Source organism: Mesorhizobium sp. M0909, assembly GCF_040319515.1.
Classification (GTDB): Bacteria; Pseudomonadota; Alphaproteobacteria; order Rhizobiales; family Rhizobiaceae; genus Mesorhizobium.
The window spans coordinates 271,631-288,740 of sequence record NZ_JAMYOA010000007.1; the positions used below are offsets into that span (position 1 = coordinate 271,631).

The 17,110-nt window shown below is 64.0% G+C and carries 18 protein-coding genes and 1 riboswitch; of the genes, 4 read left to right on the top strand and 14 right to left on the bottom strand.

The genetic code is table 11. The features are described from left to right. Window positions 1-5 precede the first annotated feature (5 nt). The 6 genes from NKH83_RS13945 to NKH83_RS13970 all read right to left on the bottom strand — a co-directional run bounded on the left by NKH83_RS13945 (window position 6) and on the right by NKH83_RS13970 (window position 6,149). Window positions 6-587 (bottom strand): NAD(P)H-dependent oxidoreductase, encoded by a 582-nt coding sequence (locus NKH83_RS13945; RefSeq protein WP_352805207.1) that lies wholly within the window; start codon window positions 585-587, stop codon window positions 6-8. Next, window positions 584-1,984 carry an FAD-binding oxidoreductase gene (locus NKH83_RS13950; protein WP_502894201.1) on the bottom strand — a complete coding sequence of 467 codons (1,401 nt, stop codon included), beginning with the start codon at window positions 1,982-1,984 and terminating at the stop codon, window positions 584-586. Before NKH83_RS13950 ends, NKH83_RS13945 begins: the two co-directional genes overlap by 4 nt. After that, window positions 1,981-3,282 (bottom strand): cytosine deaminase, encoded by a 1,302-nt coding sequence (locus tag NKH83_RS13955; protein ID WP_352805209.1) that lies wholly within the window; start codon window positions 3,280-3,282, stop codon window positions 1,981-1,983. The genes NKH83_RS13950 and NKH83_RS13955 overlap by 4 nt, the downstream gene beginning before the upstream one ends. 178 nt (window positions 3,283-3,460) lie before the next feature. Further along, entirely contained in the window at window positions 3,461-4,312 is an 852-nt protein-coding gene (locus NKH83_RS13960; RefSeq protein WP_254818144.1) for an ABC transporter permease, read from the bottom strand. Continuing rightward, complete coding sequence (locus NKH83_RS13965; protein WP_352646963.1) at window positions 4,299-5,141, bottom strand: ABC transporter ATP-binding protein; 843 nt, start codon at window positions 5,139-5,141, stop codon at window positions 4,299-4,301. Before NKH83_RS13965 ends, NKH83_RS13960 begins: the two co-directional genes overlap by 14 nt. 3 nt (window positions 5,142-5,144) lie before the next feature. Continuing rightward, a complete protein-coding gene (locus NKH83_RS13970; protein ID WP_352805214.1) occupies window positions 5,145-6,149 on the bottom strand; it encodes an ABC transporter substrate-binding protein in 1,005 nt (334 codons plus the stop codon). A gap of 381 nt (window positions 6,150-6,530) precedes the next feature. Here NKH83_RS13970 and NKH83_RS13975 point away from each other — a divergent pair, with 381 nt between their 5' ends. Both NKH83_RS13975 and NKH83_RS13980 read left to right on the top strand, forming a co-directional pair. Next, window positions 6,531-6,914 (top strand): RidA family protein, encoded by a 384-nt coding sequence (locus NKH83_RS13975; RefSeq protein WP_352646967.1) that lies wholly within the window; start codon window positions 6,531-6,533, stop codon window positions 6,912-6,914. Window positions 6,915-7,136: 222 nt separating this feature from the next. Next, on the top strand, window positions 7,137-7,940 hold the full coding sequence (locus NKH83_RS13980; RefSeq protein WP_352805217.1) for a creatininase family protein: 804 nt from the start codon (window positions 7,137-7,139) through the stop codon (window positions 7,938-7,940). 62 nt (window positions 7,941-8,002) lie between these two features. Here the strand turns inward: NKH83_RS13980 and NKH83_RS13985 are convergent, their stop codons facing one another. The 3 genes from NKH83_RS13985 to cobD all read right to left on the bottom strand — a co-directional run bounded on the left by NKH83_RS13985 (window position 8,003) and on the right by cobD (window position 10,834). Continuing rightward, window positions 8,003-9,199, bottom strand: a complete 1,197-nt coding sequence (locus NKH83_RS13985) for a serine hydrolase domain-containing protein (RefSeq protein WP_352805220.1) — start codon at window positions 9,197-9,199, stop codon at window positions 8,003-8,005. 76 nt (window positions 9,200-9,275) lie between these two features. After that, window positions 9,276-9,779 carry a tyrosine phosphatase family protein gene (locus NKH83_RS13990; protein WP_352646973.1) on the bottom strand — a complete coding sequence of 168 codons (504 nt, stop codon included), beginning with the start codon at window positions 9,777-9,779 and terminating at the stop codon, window positions 9,276-9,278. Then, entirely contained in the window at window positions 9,776-10,834 is a 1,059-nt protein-coding gene (gene cobD, locus NKH83_RS13995; protein ID WP_352805223.1) for a threonine-phosphate decarboxylase CobD, read from the bottom strand. The genes NKH83_RS13990 and cobD overlap by 4 nt, the downstream gene beginning before the upstream one ends. Between cobD and cbiB the strand changes: the two genes are divergently transcribed. Continuing rightward, on the top strand, window positions 10,833-11,804 hold the full coding sequence (gene cbiB, locus NKH83_RS14000; RefSeq protein WP_352799654.1) for an adenosylcobinamide-phosphate synthase CbiB: 972 nt from the start codon (window positions 10,833-10,835) through the stop codon (window positions 11,802-11,804). The genes cobD and cbiB overlap by 2 nt on opposite strands. A 298-nt stretch (window positions 11,805-12,102) precedes the next feature. On the opposite strand, the gene cobO is transcribed toward cbiB, so the two are convergent. The 5 genes from cobO to NKH83_RS14025 form a co-directional block, all read right to left on the bottom strand. Beyond that, on the bottom strand, window positions 12,103-12,735 hold the full coding sequence (gene cobO, locus NKH83_RS14005; protein ID WP_352799653.1) for a cob(I)yrinic acid a,c-diamide adenosyltransferase: 633 nt from the start codon (window positions 12,733-12,735) through the stop codon (window positions 12,103-12,105). Between the two features lies 1 nt (window position 12,736). Further along, the gene (gene cobU, locus NKH83_RS14010) at window positions 12,737-13,258 is read right to left on the bottom strand and encodes a bifunctional adenosylcobinamide kinase/adenosylcobinamide-phosphate guanylyltransferase (RefSeq protein WP_352799652.1); all 522 of its coding nucleotides are present in this window, start codon (window positions 13,256-13,258) and stop codon (window positions 12,737-12,739) included. Further along, window positions 13,251-14,033, bottom strand: coding sequence for a CbtA family protein (locus tag NKH83_RS14015; RefSeq protein WP_352805228.1), 783 nt, complete (start codon window positions 14,031-14,033; stop codon window positions 13,251-13,253). The genes cobU and NKH83_RS14015 overlap by 8 nt, the downstream gene beginning before the upstream one ends. 15 nt (window positions 14,034-14,048) lie before the next feature. After that, window positions 14,049-14,228: a CbtB domain-containing protein gene (locus NKH83_RS14020; protein WP_023676561.1), complete on the bottom strand. Its 180-nt coding sequence runs from the start codon at window positions 14,226-14,228 to the stop codon at window positions 14,049-14,051. A 36-nt stretch (window positions 14,229-14,264) separates the two neighbouring features. Then, window positions 14,265-14,462, bottom strand: a riboswitch (cobalamin riboswitch). 189 nt (window positions 14,463-14,651) lie between these two features. Continuing rightward, window positions 14,652-15,851, bottom strand: a complete 1,200-nt coding sequence (locus tag NKH83_RS14025; RefSeq protein WP_352805231.1) for an MFS transporter — start codon at window positions 15,849-15,851, stop codon at window positions 14,652-14,654. A gap of 247 nt (window positions 15,852-16,098) precedes the next feature. On the opposite strand from NKH83_RS14025, the gene NKH83_RS14030 reads away from it, so the two are divergent. Further along, window positions 16,099-17,097 (top strand): heparan-alpha-glucosaminide N-acetyltransferase, encoded by a 999-nt coding sequence (locus NKH83_RS14030; RefSeq protein WP_352477565.1) that lies wholly within the window; start codon window positions 16,099-16,101, stop codon window positions 17,095-17,097. The last annotated feature ends 13 nt before the right edge of the window (window positions 17,098-17,110 follow it).

The window sequence follows — 17,110 nt, forward strand, 5'->3', positions numbered from 1 at the left end:
CATCCTCAGAGCGCGTCCATCCTGGCCACGACTTTCGCCACGAACCTCTTCCGACTGCCGTCGGTCGACAGGTTCATCGAGTAATGCGCAAGGTAGGAAACCGACCCGCCGGGCTTGATCGTCGCACGCAGCACCCGATTGACCAGCTTGCGCGGCGGGTCACCCATCAGCATGGCTCGGAACCGGCTGCCGCCATAGGTCGTGACCGCGACCACCTTGCGAATATTGTGCAGTGACGGCTGCACTTTGCCGGCGACCAGCTTGAACGACACGCCGGGCAGGAAGACGCGATCGAAAAAGCCTTTCAGAATGGCCGGATAGCCGAAGTTCCACACCGGAAACGACAGCACCAGCGCCTCGGCCCGCAGCAAGCGCTCGACATAAGCCGACGCCGGATCGCCGTCGCTGCGTTCGTCGTGATAGGACATCCGTTCGGCGCGCGTCAGCCTGGGATCGAAATTCTCGGCATAGAGGTCGCAGTCGTCGACCACATGGCCGGCCGCCTTCAGGCGCTCGACGATGGTCCGGTGCAGGCCGGCATTGAAGCTGGTCTCCACCGGATGAGCGTAGAGGACGAGGATGTTCAACCCGCGTTCTCCAGCCCCTTGAACAGGAACGACTTGCCCGAGCGATAATCATAGTCCGGGTTTTCCCAGGCGATCATCTTGCCCGGATTGAGCAGCCCTTGCGGGTCGGTTTCGCGCTTGAAGGCGAGCTGCACCTCGTCGGTGCGCTTCATGCCGCCTTCTTCCAGCGTGTAGCGGTGCGGGTTGAAGATCCAGCAGCCATTGTCCTCGTGGATACGGATGATCTCGTCGAGCCGCTCCGCCGTGGTGAAGCGCACCAGCGGCAGCCCTGCGATGCCGATGGCGCCGTCGAAGCGGATGAATTCGAGATGCGCCGGCACCTCGTCACCGAAGCGATCGACCATCGCCTTGACGTGGCCGAGGTGGTCCGGCGACGGGTAGCGGGTCTGCAGGTAGGTGATCGTCGGATCGACCCGGATGGCACGCAGCGTCGTGTGGTTCCAGGTCAGCTCATAGGCCGGCGGCAACCCTTTGAGATCGGCCTCCTTGTCGGCCCGGAAGACAATCTCGCCCTTGCTGCGCGCCGTGAAGGCAAGGAAGGCATCCATCGCATGCGGTGCGATCATCAGGACGACGATGCTTTGGCCGCGCCGGAAAAACCGCTGGTGGCGCTTGAAATAATCGTAGGGGATCGGTGCTGCGATCGGCGTGATCAGTTTCGCCAGTATGCCGTCCTGGATGGCGAGGTCGTTGCCGAACCCGGCCGCATCCATGAAATCGTCGAAGCCGACGATGACGTCGATCCAGTCATAGCTGGCGGTCAGCGGCATCTCGACTTCGGTGATGATGCCGTTGGTGCCGTAGGCATGCATCACCTTCAGCACGTCCTCGCCGGTGAGCTCCATGACACGCGGCTCAGCCTCCATCGTCACGGTCCTCAGCCGGATGACATTGCCGAGATCGCGCAGTCCGCCCCAGCGGATCGAGCCGATACCGCCGGAGCCGCCGGCGACGAAGCCGCCGATCGATGCCGTGTTGTAGGTCGACGGCGACATGCGGAGCTCCTGGCCGGAATGCGCCCGCGTCGCTCTGTCGATGTCGGCGAGCACGGCGCCGGGGCCAGTGACGACACGGCCGGGGGCGATCGTCTTGACCGCGTTCATCTCGGCGAGATTGAGCACGACGCCGCCGGACAAGGGCATCGCTTGGCCGTAGTTCCCGGTACCGCTGCCGCGCGGCGTCACCGGCACGCCATGCCGGTGACAGGCGGCGAGAATGCGGACGACCTCGTCTTCGGTTTTCGGCGTCACGATCAGGTCGCCGGTGACGTGATCGAGCTGCTGCTTCAGCACCGGGCTGTACCAGTAGAAGTCGCGGCTCTTCTGCTGGACGATCGCCGGATGGTCGTCGATCTTCAAACCGTGCAGGTCGCGCTTGAGCGCCGCAATATCCATCATTCCACCATCAGATCATCGAGTTCGGCATAATCGGGCAACTGGCACTCGATCGACAGGCCGTCGCGTACAACGATGCGATCCGATTCGGGCCGTGACAGCAATTCCGTCCAGCTCCGTCCCTTGAAGACGACGAAATCGGCCGGCGCTCCGGCGGCAAGCGTGCCGAAACCGTCGAGCCGCATCACCTTGGCCGGCGTCGAAGTCACCGCTTGCGGCCAGTCGGCGACGGGATGGTCGAGATGCAGGATGCGCGTCGCCATCCGGTAAACCTCAAGCATGTCGAGATCGCCATAGGCGTAGAACGGGTCGCGCGTATTGTCGGAGGCGACGGCCACGGCAATGCCGCGCGCCTTCATCTCGTGCAGCAACGTCACCCCGCGCCAGCGCGGCGTGGTGTTGTCGCCGCGCCGGTCCTGCAGATAGAGATTGCACATCGGCAGCGACACCACCGTCAGGCCGGCCTTGGCGACCTTGTCCAGCGTGTCGAGCACGTCGAGATCGGGCTGGCGCGCCAGCGAGCAGCAATGGCCGACCAGGATGTTCCCCTCGAAACCGTTCCAAAGGGCGGCTTCGGCGATTTTCTTCAACGAGATCGCCGCGATATCGTCGGTCTCGTCGGCATGGAAATCGAGGTCGAGGCCGTGCTTGATCGCCTGCGCAAATACCTGGTCAAGCAGTTCTTCGAGATCCGGTACCATATAGGTGACGACGCCGAGCACGCCGTTGGCCGCAGCCACTCGCTTGGCCAGCCTCTCGAACCATTTCCTGTCGCGCACGCCCTCGATGCCGAGCAGGCAGGCCGCCTGCAGCTCGATGCGGCCGCGCCATTCATCCCGCATCGTCTCGAACACCGGCCAGGAGATCTCTTCCTGCGGCGCAACGCTGTCGAGATGCGTGCGCAGTGCCCTGGTACCATGCGCATAGGCCGAGCGCAGCGAAAAATCCATGCGGCGGGCAACGTCGTCGGCGCTCCAGCGCGCCGCCCGATCGGCGCCCGTTGCGTTCAGCGCGCCCATGAAGGTGCCGTCCGGGTTGGGCTTTCGAGGCCAGATATGGCCCTTGTCGATATGGGTGTGGCAGTCGACGAAGCAGGGCAAGACGATCCGGCCGCCGAGATCGACGGCGTCCGCCGGTGCATTGGATCGCTGATGTGCTGCAATGCTGGAGATTTTTCCATTGGCGACGGCGATATCCGTAAGCGCAAAGCCGTCGGCATCGAAGGCAGCCGCAAGCCCTGGCGTCAGCGACTGATGAACACGAACGTTTGCAAGATGATAAGGACCAGAGGCTGGTATCAAGCCGCACTCCCCTCTGTCCTGCTGGACATCTCCCACTCAAGGGGGGAGATCGGCAGCTTCAACCGGGGCACACGCCTTGCCACGTCAGTAATTGGCGAAATCCGAAATGAGGTCCAATCTCCCTCCTTGAGGGGGAGATGTCCGGCAGGACAGAGGGGGGTAACGGCGCCGACCATGCCTACCGCTCCTGCCTCAGCGCGCTCTCGTGCCAGCGCCGCAAAATGAGATGCGATACAAGCGACAGAACCAGGAAGATCAGGATGCCGGTGAGCGAGATCAGGATCAGCGCGGCGAACAGCCTTGGCGCGTTGAGCCGGTAGCCGGCCTCGATGATCCGCGAGGCGAGGCCGGACGACTGGCCGGTGGCGCCGGCGACGAACTCGGCCACCACCGCGCCGATCAGCGACAGCCCGCCGGCGATCTTCAGCCCACCGAGGAAATAAGGCATCGCCGCCGGCAGCCGCAGGTAGCGCAATTGCTGCCAGCGGGTCGCACCGTTGAGCTTGAACATGTCGCGCAGATTGCGGTCGACCGAATTGAGGCCGAGCGTGGTGTTGGAAAGGATTGGGAAGAAGGCGACGATCCAGGCGCAAAGCAAAAGCTTTGTCGTCTGGTTGTCGACATAGATGTTGATCAGCGGAAAGATCGCGACGATCGGCGTCACCTGCAGCACGATGGCGAACGGAAAGAACGACATCTCCACCCATTTCGACTGAGCGAACAGCACCGCCAGCCCGACGCCGCCGATGACGGCGAGAAGCAGGCTCAAGAAGGTGATCCTGAGTGTCACCAGCAGCGAGGAGAACAGCAGCCCGGCATCGTCATGCAACGTCTGCAGCACCACGCCGGGACGCGGCAGGATGTATTTCGGGATGTCGTTCCAGACGCAGACACGGTCCCACAGCCAGATCGCCAAGATCATGATGGCCAGCGGCAGCAGCCATCTGCCGATGCGCTCGAAGCGCTCCTGGCGGACGCGGCGCGCCTCCTCCGGGTCGAGCGCCAGGACTGGTTCTTCAATGGCCGTCATGATGCGGTCCGGCAGTTGAGTTGATGGCGCCGATCAGCACGTCGGATGCCTGGCGGCAGAGCGCGGCATAGTCGGGCGAGGTGCGAAACGCCTCGTCGCGCGGATAGGGCGCGTCGACGGCAAGCTCGGCGAACACTCGGCCCGGCCGCGCCGCCATGACGACGACACGGTTGGAGAGGAAAACGCTTTCGAAGACGCTGTGGGTGACGAAAACGACGGTGAAACGCTCATCCTGCCATAGCTCCAGAAGGTCATTGTTGAGCTTGAAGCGGGTGATCTCGTCGAGTGCCGCGAACGGCTCGTCCATCAACAGAATCCGCGGCTTGGTCACCATGGCGCGGGCGATCGAGACGCGCATCTTCATGCCGCCCGACAGTTCGCGCGGCACCGCCTTCTCGAAGCCGGTCAGGTGAACCCGCGCCAGCATCTCCATCACCGTCGGTGCCGCCTTGGCCCGCGACACGCCCTTCAGCCGCAGCGGCAGCCAGACATTGTCGAAGACGTCGGCCCAGGGCAGCAGCGTCGGCTCCTGGAAGACGAAGCCGATATTCGAGCGGTCGCCGATATTCGAACGATCGCGGGCGCCGCTGCCGCGCCAGTCGAGCAGGCCCGAGGTCGGCGTCGACAGGCCGGCAATCAGCCGCAGCGCCGTCGATTTGCCGCAGCCGGACGGCCCGAGCAGGCTGAGGAAATCGCCTTCCCGGATCGTCAGCTCGACATTGCTGAGCGCGGTGACGCCGTTGGAAAAAACCTTGCCGACGCCACGCAGGGCCAACAGCGTCGGCCCCGGTACACTTCCTGGCTGTTGCGCCACCTTCTCCAGCTTCACGGTCTACTTCTTCAGGTCGAGCCCGACGCTCTTGTTGACGAAGGAAAGCGTGTAGGCCTTCTTGATGTCGATGCCCGCCGGCGCGACCTTGGCCTTGACCATCTTGTCGTAAAAACTCTGGATGCGCGCGTCGGTCATGGCGCCGATGCCGAGCTTTTCGCTGTCGCCGGAATCGACCACGCCGAACTTCTTCAACTGCTCGATCGAGAAGGCGATCTGCTCATCCGTCATGTCCGGATTTTCCTTCTTGATCATTTCGTTGGCGGCCTTGTTGTCGCCGTAGAGATAATTGTACCAGCCCTTGGCCGAACCATCGACGAAGCACTGGACCACCTCGGGCCGCTTGTCGATCGTCTCCTGCATGGTCTCGACCGTCGTTGCATATGTGTCCCAGCCATAGTCGGCCAGCAGGAACTGGTTCGGCGTGAAACCGCCCTGCTTCTGAACGGCGAATGGCTCCGAGGTGACGTAACCCTGCTGGATCGACTTCTTGTTGGCGATGAACGGCGCAGGGTTGAAGGTGTATGGCACGCGCTTGGCGGCATCGAAGCCAAGGTCGGTGACCATCCACTGGAAGAAGGTCTGCGCACCTTCGTCGCCGAGGATGTACTGGTCGGCGTTCTTCAGGTCTTCCCATTTGTCCAGCCCCTGGCCGGGATGGGACATGATGACCTGCGGGTCCTTCTGGAAGTCGGCGGCCACGACGCGCATCGGTATGCCTTGCTGCACGGCATCGAAGGCCGACAGCAAATTGCCGCCCATGTAGAAATCGATCTTGCCGGCCAGCAGCAGCGGCCGGCCGCTGACCTGTGGGCCGCCCTGCATGATCGTCACGTCGATGCCGCAGGCCGCATAGGTGCCATCCGCCACCGCCTGGTAGTAACCGCCATGCTCCGGCTCGGCCAACCAATTGGTGCCGAAGGTGACTTTTTCGTTCGCTGCCGCAGCAAGCGTGCCTGCGCCAAGCAGCACGATCGCGCCGGCCGAAATCTTCAGTTTTCCGTACATCCACACCACCCTTTGTTCGCTCCGGCGCGTTCCGCGGCGGGCTCGACACCATTGTTTCAAGAAGCAAGACACATGCCACCGGCGCGTTGCGCCGGGACCGCCCGCTTGTGCAATGCCCGCCTGTGCAATGGCGGCGCGAAGGCCGGACGGGTCATGCTGTACGAAAGGCATCGTGCCTATTTTTTGATCGCCTGTCCACAATCGCACTCGTGACATGCACCGTCATCTTGATGCCCGCATCGATCCCGCATTAGAGCGACGTGCGTCCACTTGGACGCACAAAGTACGCTCTAAAACTTCGTATCCTGTCGCATCGTGCTTTCCGAAAATCGATCTCGATTTTCGGGCCGATGCGATAGGCTGCCGTGAACGGAGATTGCCATGTTCAAATTTCTCACGCCGAAGTCGATCAAGCCGCCCTTCGCCCGCTACAGCCACGGCGTCGAGCTGCCGCCCGACAAGCGGCTGGTGCTGTGTTCGGGCCAGGTCGCGATCACAGCGGACGACCAGATCCCGGAAGACGCCGGCGCACAGGCCGAGCTCTGTTTCCAGAACATATCGGCGATTCTCGGCGAGGCCGGGCTCAGCCTGTCCGACATCGTCCGCATCAACGCCTACGTCACCGACCGCGCCTTCCTGCGCCCCTATATGGAGGTTCGCGACCGGCTGTTCGCCAGCCCTGCGCCGGCCTCGACGCTGATGATCGTTTCAGGTTTTGCCCGGCCGGAATTCAAGGTCGAGATCGAGGTCATCGCGGCGGGTTGAGCAGCGCTGGCCAGCGGCTGGAATCGACAGGCCGATGATCTCAAGTTACACGACAAAGGTTGGCGCTGCCCCTCATCCGCGTGCCGGCACCTTCTCCCCGTGTAGTGACGGGGAGAAGAGCGAGCCGGAACGCTGGCGATCCCCCTCTCCCCCGTCCTTTACGGGGAGAGGCTAAGGGTGAGGGGCAGCGCAAACGCCCATTCAGTCTCTTCGAGGTTCAAAATGGCCGGAACAAAAAAGCGCGTATGGTGGGGTGACTACCGGACCACCGAATACGCGACCATCGATCCTGAGGCGACCATTGCCGTTCTGCCGCTGGCAGCGATCGAGCAGCACGGGCCGCATCTGCCGGTTTCGACCGACACCTCGATCATGAACGGTATGCTGGAAACGGTGATCGCCCGCCTGCCCGGCGATCTCGACATCCGCATCCTGCCGGTGCAGGCGGTAGGCAAGTCGAACGAGCACCTGCATGCGCCCGGCACCCTCACCCTGCCGGCGACGACCTTGGTCGAGGCATGGACCGAGCTCGGCCTGTCGGTCGCGCGCGCCGGCGTCCGAAAACTGATTGTCGTCAACTCGCATGGCGGCAATGAAGAGATCATGGGCATCGTCACCCGCGAATTGCGCGTGCGGGCAAAGATACTGGCGGCAAAGACCAGCTGGCAGCGCTTTGGCCGGCCGGCCGGTATGTACACCGATCTCGAAGACCGCCACGGCATTCATGGCGGCGACGTCGAGACCTCGCTGATGCTGCATTTCCGGTCCGACCTCGTCGATATGGCCAAGGCCGACAATTTCGTGTCCAAGGTTGCCCGCGCCGAAAAGGAATTTTCGCTGCTGCGCCACACCGGAACGCACGCCTTCGCCTGGATCGCCAGCGATCTCAACCCGAATGGCGTGGTCGGCGACGCCAGCATTGCCACCGCCGAAAAAGGCCGGCTCACCGCCGAGCATCAGGCCGACGGCTTCATCGGCTTGGTGAGGGACATGCGCAAGGCCAAGCTGGCGGACTGGCTGGCGTAGGTGTTCGATCCCACCAGCTCAGGCCTCGCTCACGAGGGGCGATTCCATTCGCGCGAGGATCCTCACTTCCCCTCTTGAAGCGGCGACACCGTGTAGATTTCGTCCAGTATCTTCACCATCAAGGTGTTGGCGGTCGCCTGGCCGTCGAGCGCGAGCGTCAGGTTGGTCCATATGACCAGGGTGACGTCATTGGCCGGATCGTAGCCTATGAAGGACTGGTAACCGGGCATCTCGCCTTCGTGATAGTAGATTACGTTAGGCCCGAAGGTCAGCGTTAGGATGCCATAGCCGTATTTTAGCATGGCGGGTTCGCCTGGCTCCGGCGCCACAGGGCTTGCAAGCCACTGCCGCTGGAAGTCGGCATTGAAGAGCTTGCCCCCGACCAGCGCGCGCATCCAGGTCGCGAGGTCATCGGCGGTGGAGATGACTCCGCCAGCCGCAAAGTAGGCGGACGGGTTCTGCCATGTGTCGTCGTTGGGCTTGAGCGTTCCGGCCCTGGCCGCAGCCTGGAGGTCGTCCGGATAGGGCGCATCAGCCAGGGCGTACGAAGTACTGCCGTAGAGGTAACCGTTTGAGTATGGTTCGGGGATGGCGCTCGACGTGCTCGGCGGCAACGCCGTGTTCTTCATGCCGAGCGGCCCGAACAGGCGGTCCCGGAAGATGGTCGAGAGCGGCTTGCCGTCGATCTTCTCGGCAACAAGGCCGAGCAGATAGTAGTTGGTGTTGTTGTACTCGAATTCGGCACCCGGCGCGAAGTCCGGCGGCCGTTTGAACGCCATGCCGAGTACTTCATCGGCGGTCCATACCCTGTAAGGATACTTGTCCAGGCTTTCGGCAAGTTCCGGCGCATTTGTGAAGTTAGGGAGGCCGCTCCGCATTGTTATGAGCTGCCGAATGGTTATCTCGTCGCCGTTGGGAACGCGCTGGACGTATTTTGAGATCAGATCGGCAAAGCTCAGTTTCCCTTCCTGCACCAGTTGCACGATAACAGCGGCGGTCATCGTCTTGGTGTTCGAGGCCGCACGGAAGTGGGTATCGGCGCGCGGCGGGTTCGTGGCACCCAGTTCAGTCGTACCGTAGCCGAAGACGAGGTTGCCCCGCGGAGTCTTGAGCAAAACCATAGCACCGGGCAGCATAAGTTCCTTGGCCAAACCCTCGACAGAGGCTTGGAGCGCTGCTGGGTCGATCGACTTGAGAGCCGGCATGGAGGCGGCCATGGCGCTGCCTGTCGTGCAGACCACGCCAACAACGATGGCCAAAATTCTCCCGATCATCATTCGCGCCTTGGCCGTGTCCTAGAACTCCTGCGCACTTTCCTGGAACTTGTTTTTAGGCTCAGATTTTCAATTCGAACGGTGTGCCTTCGAAAGCATCCGCGCCGCGCCCGATCGCCTGGATCGCTTCGATCATCCGGCCCCTGCGATCGAGCAGCGTGTCGGCGATCGCGATCAGCCGCGGATTGGGTGTCGCCGTCGGCGACAGCCTGCGCAGAGTCTCGGCCAACTCGGCCTCGTCGCGCTTCGGCGCCAGCGCTGCCGCGATGATATAGGCCGAGGCGGTCGAGCGGCTGATGCCGGCATAGCAATGCACCACCAGCGGCCGCGAGCGGTCCCATTGGCGGGCGAAATCGAGCAGGGTCACAACGTGCTCCTCGCCCGGCATGGTCATGCCCTCCTGCGCCACCGCAATGTCGTGCATGACCAGATGCAGATGGTTTTCCCTGGTGATCGAGGCCGGTCGCACCACCTCCGTTCCGGCGGCGAGCAGCGAAAGCAGCCGCCCGGCGCCGGTCTTCGTCACCGTTTCCTCGACTTTGGACAGCGAGCAGACATGGATCATTGGGTCGTTTCTCCCTTGGCATCATCGTCGCGCCGCGAGGCCCAGCCGGCAAGCGCCGATTCGAGCCGCCGCCATTCTTCGTCGGCTCCCGGCAGGCCGGCGCGCAGCACATCCGGCCGGCCGGCGAAATGCCGAAGCAGGATGCCGCGCTGGCCAAGTGCCGAAAACAGGCCGGCAGCGTTCGCCAGCCTGAGATAGCGGAACAGCGTGGTGCCACCGGCGACAGGCACGCCGAAGCGGCCGAACAGCGTGTCGAGCCGTGCGGTATCCTCGGCCAGACGGCGCCGCATCCCGGCCTGCCAGCCGGTGTCGGCAAGCGCCCTTATGCCATATTCGAGCGCCGGCCCGGCAACCGCCCATGGCCCGAATTGCGCCTCCAGCCGCTCGACCATCAGCGCGTCGGCCAATGCAAACCCAAGCCGCAGGCCGGCCAGGCCGAAGAACTTGCCGAACGAGCGCAGCACGACGATGCCGCCCTGGTCGACGTCGCCGGCCAGGCTCTCGCTGCGCGGGCCGACATCCATGAAGGCCTCGTCGACGACCAGCAGCCCGCCTCTGGCGCGTAATGCCCCGGCAAGTCGAAGCAATCTTTCGCGCTCGACGACGCGCCCGTCCGGGTTGTTTGGATTGACGACGATCGCAAGGTTGGCCGCCGCCAGGGCTTCGAAATCATCGACTTCAGCCGCCGCGTGGCCGGCGATCGCTGCTGCCCGCCGATGCTCGGCATAAGTCGGCCCGAGCACCAGCGCCTTGCCCGGGCTGACCAGCGAAGCGACGCGCGGCAACAGGATTTGCGTGCCGGGCGCCGCCACGACGTTCGCCGCCGACGGCGCGCCATAGGCGCTTGCCGCGAGTTCAGCCAAGTCGCGGCTGCGCGCCGTTTCCGGCAATCGCGACAGGGCGGTGGCGGGCAAATCGAAAAGCGGGTAGGAGTGCGGATTGATCCCGGTCGAGAGGTCGACGAAAGGCAGCGGCGCGTGAGGGAAAAGCGCCCTCGCCCGGCCAAGGCTTCCGCCGTGGTCCACCGCCGCCGTCACTCCATCAAGAGACTTCATGTCGATCCTGATCACTTCCCTGTCGCTGGCCATCGAACTTGTACTCGGCTACCCGGCCCGGCTCTTCGATGCCATTGGCCATCCCGTCACCTGGTTCGGCAGGCTGATATCCTTTCTCGACCGCAGGCTCAACCGCGCCACTGATTCCGACGCCGACCGTCGCCGCTGGGGCGTCGTCGCGCTGCTGGTGATCGTGCTGGTGCCGGCCGGCCTCGCCTTCTGGATCGAAGCCATGCTTTGGAGCATTCCCTTCGGCTTGTTGGTCACCGCAATCCTGGCGACGTCGCTGCTGTCGCAGAAGAGCCTGGCCGAGCACGTCGAAGCGGTGGCCGACGCACTCGACAGCGGCGGACTGGACATGGGCCGCATTGCCGTCTCCAGGATCGTCGGCCGCGATCCGGAAAAGCTCGACAGGGCCGCTGTCTGCCGCGCAGCGATCGAAAGTCTTGCCGAGAATTTCTCCGACGGTGTCGTCGCGCCGGCCTTCTGGATCGGTATTGGCGGGCTCGCCGGCGGCGTCGCCTACAAGGCCGCAAACACCGCCGATTCGATGATCGGCCACCGCACGCCGCGCCACGAAGCCTTCGGCTGGGCGGCTGCGCGCTTCGACGACTGGATCAACCTGCCGGCGTCGCGACTGACGGCGCTGCTGATCGTGCTTGCGGCTTTCCTGGTAAAGGGCGCCGACGCCAAAGCCGCCTGGCACGCCGTGCGGCGCGATGCGAAAAAACACCGCTCGCCCAATGCCGGCTGGCCGGAGGCAGCGATGGCCGGCGCGCTCGGCCTGGCGCTCGCCGGCCCCCGTTCCTACGACGGCGTGATGGTCGAAGACGCGTTGATGGGCGAGGGCGGCCGCCGCGACGATGTCGAGAGCACCGACGTCCGACGGGCGCTGAAACTCTACCAGGTCGCCGACTTGCTGCTGATTGCGCTGTTCGGGGTGGTCGCAGTGGTTGTTATCTTGGCGTGACCTGCGCTCGAGATCGAGCGCAAACAAAAAACCCGCCAAGCGGCGGGTCGTTGGAGCCAATTAGCACCATAGCGGAATTAGTAGCATAGCTGCCGGCATAAAGCAAGAACAAAATAGGGCAACGCCTCAAATAATCGGTTCAGGTCGGCGCTGCCCCTCAGCCTTACCTCCCCGTGAAAAGACAGGGAGAGGGAGATCGCCAGCGTTGCGGCTAGCTCCTTCTCCCCGTCCTTCACGGGGAGAAATCGCCGGCAGGCGATGAGGGGCAGCGCTGACCTTGACAAACCAGCAACACCCCTCAGAACTCAATCCCCTGCTGCGCCTTCACGCCGGCGGAGAAGTGGTGCTTGGTCACGGCCATCTCGGTGACCAGGTCGGCCGCCTCGACCAGTGCCGGCTTGGCGTTGCGGCCGGTGACGATGATATGCAGGCCTTCGCGGCGTGACTTCAGCGCCGCGACCACCTTTTCGAGGTCGAGATAGTCGTAACGCAGCGCGATGTTCAACTCGTCGAGCACCACCAGGCTGATCGACGGCTCGGCCATCAGCTCGAGCGCCTTCGCCCAGGCGGCCTCGGCCGCCGCGATGTCGCGTTTCAGGTCCTGCGTCTCCCACGTAAAGCCCTCGCCCATGGCGTGCCAGAGGACACGGTCGCCGAAGGCGGCAAAGGCGTCCTTCTCGCCGGTGTGCCATTTGCCCTTGATGAACTGGACGACGCCGACACGCTTGCCGTAGCCGAGCATCCTGAGCGCCAGACCGAAGGCGGCCGTGGTCTTGCCCTTGCCCGGCCCGGTGTTGACGATCAACAGCCCCTTCTCGACCGTCTTGGCTGCAACCTCGGCGTCCTGCACCGCCTTGCGCTTGGCCATCTTGGCGCGGTGGCGTTCCTCGTCCCCCTGTTCAATGGTCTTGGGATCGATAGTATCAGCCATGTCATTTCACCTTGAGCGGCAGCCCCGCCACCATCAAAAGCACGGTGCCGGCGACCGCCGCGACGTCCTGGTTCAGCCGGCCGGCGGCATCGCGAAATCGTCTTGCCAGCGCATTGTCCGGCACGATGCCCTGGCCGACCTCGTTGGACACCACGAACCACGGGCCGCGCGGCCGCGACAGCACATCGGCCAGCCTTCGGCATTCGGCCTCGACATCATGGTCGGCCAGCATATGGTTGGTCAGCCACAGCGTCAGGCAGTCGATCAGCACCGGCTGGCCGTCGGGCAGTGCCTCGATCGCGCCGGTAAGGTCGAGCGGCGCCTCGATGGTCGTCCAGCCATCGCCTCGCCGCGAGCGGTGCAGCGCGATGCGCTGACGCATCTCCTCGTCATAGGCTTGCGCTGTGGCGATATAGCTCCACGGCGCCGGACAGGCGCTCACCAGCCTCTCGGCATGCGCGCTCTTGCCGGAGCGCGCACCGCCGATGACCAGGGTCAGCGCCCCGGCAGCGCGGTCAGGCAAAGCTGTCGCGCAGGCTGGTTGCCGCGCCGGTGAAGCGTCCGCGCACCAGCCCGACGACCATACCGAGCACCAGCCAGAACACCAGATTGGTCAGCGTCACCGCCACCACGAACTGATGATGCAGGCCTTCCGGGATCGCCGTCTCGAAACTGTCGGGCTGCGGCGCGCCGACAATATGCGGCGCAACGATCAACGCCACGGCAAGGATCGCCAGCGGCAGCGATCTGCGGAAGGCGATAAGGCCGAGACCGGCCGCTGTCGCCACCACTGTTGCCCACCACCAGATCTGGCGTTGGACAAGGTCGGCCGCCGGCATCGCCGGCAGTTCCGGCGGCAGGCCGAGGCCGGGCGCCAGCGTGAACACGGCAAAGCCGGCCAGCCCCCAGAACAGGCCCTGGCGCCAATTGCCGATGCCGCCGGCGAACTCCGAAACCGCGACCAGGACCAGTGCGAAGCCAATGCCGGTGACGATATTGGCAACGACGCTGAAGCCAAAGCGCTCGAAGCCGTCGGCCGGCGCCCAGCCTTCGTCTTCAGCCGGAGCCATTGCTTCAGCCGGTGCCGGCGCGGCGCTGCTCATAGCCATCGTGCCCGCTGCGTTTTCGGCCGGTGCCGCAGGTGCCGCGGCATGGTCACGGCCGCCGCCGGCCTGTTCGTAGACTTCCGCTTTCAGGATGAGCGGCACGGTGGCGTAGGCCTGCATGCAGGCGAGAACGACGCCGGCCACAAGCCCTGCGATCGCCGCGATGAACACGACGTTGCGAAACAGTGTCATGATGTCAGCCCCTTGTCAGTGGCAGGGAAAGCCCATCGAGTGGCGATAGTCGTGCGCGGCATTGTGGACCGCATCGATATGCGAAAAGCCGACAAAGCCCATGACGAAAATGCCGAGGAATGCAGCAAGCGCCAGCTGCATGAGACGCGACTGCGAGGAGGCGGAAGCGCCGAGCGAAACGGAAGCGGTATTCATGTCTTGTCCTTTCGCCCTCCACCCGAGGGCATAGAAGTCAGTTTCCTGTCGCCGGCAGGTCTCCTGGCTCGCGGATCAGCACCCTTCCCCACCTTCCCGAAGGCGAACCTTCAGTGGCATATGGAGAGGACTACCGCACACAGTTGCGGGGGCAGCCACGGCATTGGGCAAACAATTTCGCCCGCACCGCATTCCCTCTTGGTTCCAAACGGAACCGACGACATCAGCGACTATAGGCAGAATCGCCGCGCCCGGCAAACCAAATTCCGCCGGATCGTGTGGCGAATGCGCCGCCTCGCCAAACCGGAGAACTGGCGCCGCAGACGTCGCGATCTGCGCGGTCGAACAGAACGGCCTGCGTTCGATGCGGCACTGCACCGCTTCCACAATTGGGGTGCGCGAGCGCCATGTGGCGCTCGAACATCAAAGCGATTTGGGCAGATAGCGCCAGGTGCCGAAGCCGCAGATCGCCGCCAGCAGGCCGAGTGTCGCGAAAACCGCGCCCAGGCCGAAGAACGCCAGCACCACGGAATAGACCAGAGGCGGCGTCAGCTCGGAAAAGTCGAGATAGGTGCGGTAGACCGCCGCCATCTGTGCCCGCTCATACGAGCGCACCGAGCGCATGAAGGCGGTCGAGCCCAGCGCATCCAGCGCGATGGTGAAGAAAGCACCGCAAAGCAGCAAGGCGCCGGTGATGAGCGGCGCGGCCTCGCCGACGGCGCCGGCCGCCAGCAGCGTTGCCGACATCGCGAAATAGGCGAACGTCATGGTGCGCCGGCCGCCGAAACGCTTTCCTGCCCTGCCCCAGAAGATTGCCATGAACAAAAGCGCATTGCCGGCCGAAACCAAGAGGCCGCCGGCGAGCTTGCCCTCGCCGGTGATCACCATGAACAGCGGCCCGTAGACGAAGAACGTCGTCCAGAAGCAGGAGCGGCCGAAGGCGATCAGCCAGGCCAGCCTCAGCCTTGGCTGCGCGACGAAGCGGCCGATATTGGCCAGCGGATTGACCGGCCGCGTCTTGCCGGGGCGGATCGACGGGTTATCGCCAAGCCGGTAAGTCCAGAACAGCGCCAGCAAAGCCATGGCGAAGACGGCCACCGCGCCATGCGCGGCATAGATGCCGAAACGCGTGTAGAGGTAAATTCCGAGGGTCGGCCCGGCGGTCCAGGCAAGCATCGACCACGCCATGCGCAGCGACTCGGCCTGCATGAAATCGGTCTTGCGGATATGGTCCATGATGTAGAGGTTGAGCGTGATCGCCAGCGCCCCGGCGCCGACGACGCGGCAGAGCATGCCCACCACCTGGCCGACCAGCGTATGGGTGACGAAGAACAGCGAGCCGACGGCCAGCAGGCAGGCGCCGGCGGTATAGACCCAGCGCCGGGCAAAGCGGGCGATCAGCATCGGCATGAACAGCGTCGCCGACAGGCCGAGCATCGCCACGATCGTGTAGAGGATCGAAACGATCTGCTCGTTGTGCAGTATCTCATAGGCCTGGATCGGGATGACGCTGGACACGGTGGCGCGCGCGAAGGATTCGACCGCATAGAGCGAGGCGAAGGTGCGGGCATCCGCCGGCCGCAAGGCCGCAAGCCAGATCGGATGGCGCACATGGGTAGCCATTGTGTTCCCCGAAGCCGAATCGCCCGAAGCAGGGTTGGAGCACAAATCTGCCGCGGCGATTCCTGGCCGGGTAACAGGAAACCGACGCCTTCACGGCAAAAAGCGAAGCCGGCCAAAGGCTTTCCGGCTCTGGCCTAAAGCAGCCCTGATGCCGACCGTCACCAACGCGACGCAAGGCCCTGCTTCTTTTGACGGTGGCAACCGTGATAGTCGTCTTGCCGGGGCTGGAACCAAGACAGCGAGACCAATGAGCATCGACACGCCGAGCGCAGCCGTTCAGGATCAACCGAAGTCGAAGCGCATCGCCGCTATCGACATTGCACGCGGCATCGCATTGCTTGCCATGGCGAGCTATCATTTCACCTGGGACCTCGAATTCTTCGGCTACACCGATCCCGGCCTCACCGCCTTCGGCTGGTGGAAAATCTACGCGCGCTGCATCGCCTCGAGCTTCCTGTTCCTGGTCGGCATCAGCCTCTATCTCGCCCATGGCAAAAAAATCCGCTGGACCGGCTTCTGGAAGCGCTTCGCCATGGTTGCCGGGGCAGCGCTCGCAATATCGCTGGTCACCCGCATCGCCACGCCCGACGGCTTCATCTTCTTCGGCATATTGCACGAGATCGCGCTCGCCAGCTTGCTCGGCCTGGCGTTCCTGCGGCTGCCGGCGCTGCTGACGCTTGCCGTGGCGGCCCTCGTTATCGCCGCGCCTTTCTACTTGCGATCCGAGCTTTTCGATCATCCGGCTTTGTGGTGGGTCGGCCTGTCGGCGACCAACCCGCGCTCCAATGACTACGTTCCGCTGCTGCCCTGGTTCGGCGCCGTGCTTGCCGGCATCGCGGTTACCAAGCGCGCCGCCACCTCTGGCGCACTGACGCGGCTGTCGGCCTTGGCGCCCGGCCGCTGGGCAAACCCGCTGGTCTTCATCGGCCGGCACAGCCTTGCCTTCTATTTGATCCATCAGCCGGTGCTGATCGGCTCGGTCTGGCTGTTTTCGCAATTCATGCCGGCGCAGGCCGAAACCAGGGAGGTGAGTTTTCTGAAATCCTGCCAGATATCCTGCCAGCAGGCACGCGACACCGAGTTCTGCTCCAGCTATTGTGCCTGCATGCTGGACACTCTCCAGGGCGAAGCCTCGCTTGACCGGCTCTACAGCAACGACCAGTCCCTGGAGTGGAAGGCGCATATTGGCGAGCTCGCCGGCACCTGCACCGCCCAAACCGAGGCGGCGGAACCGGGAACGCGCTAATCGAGGGAGGACA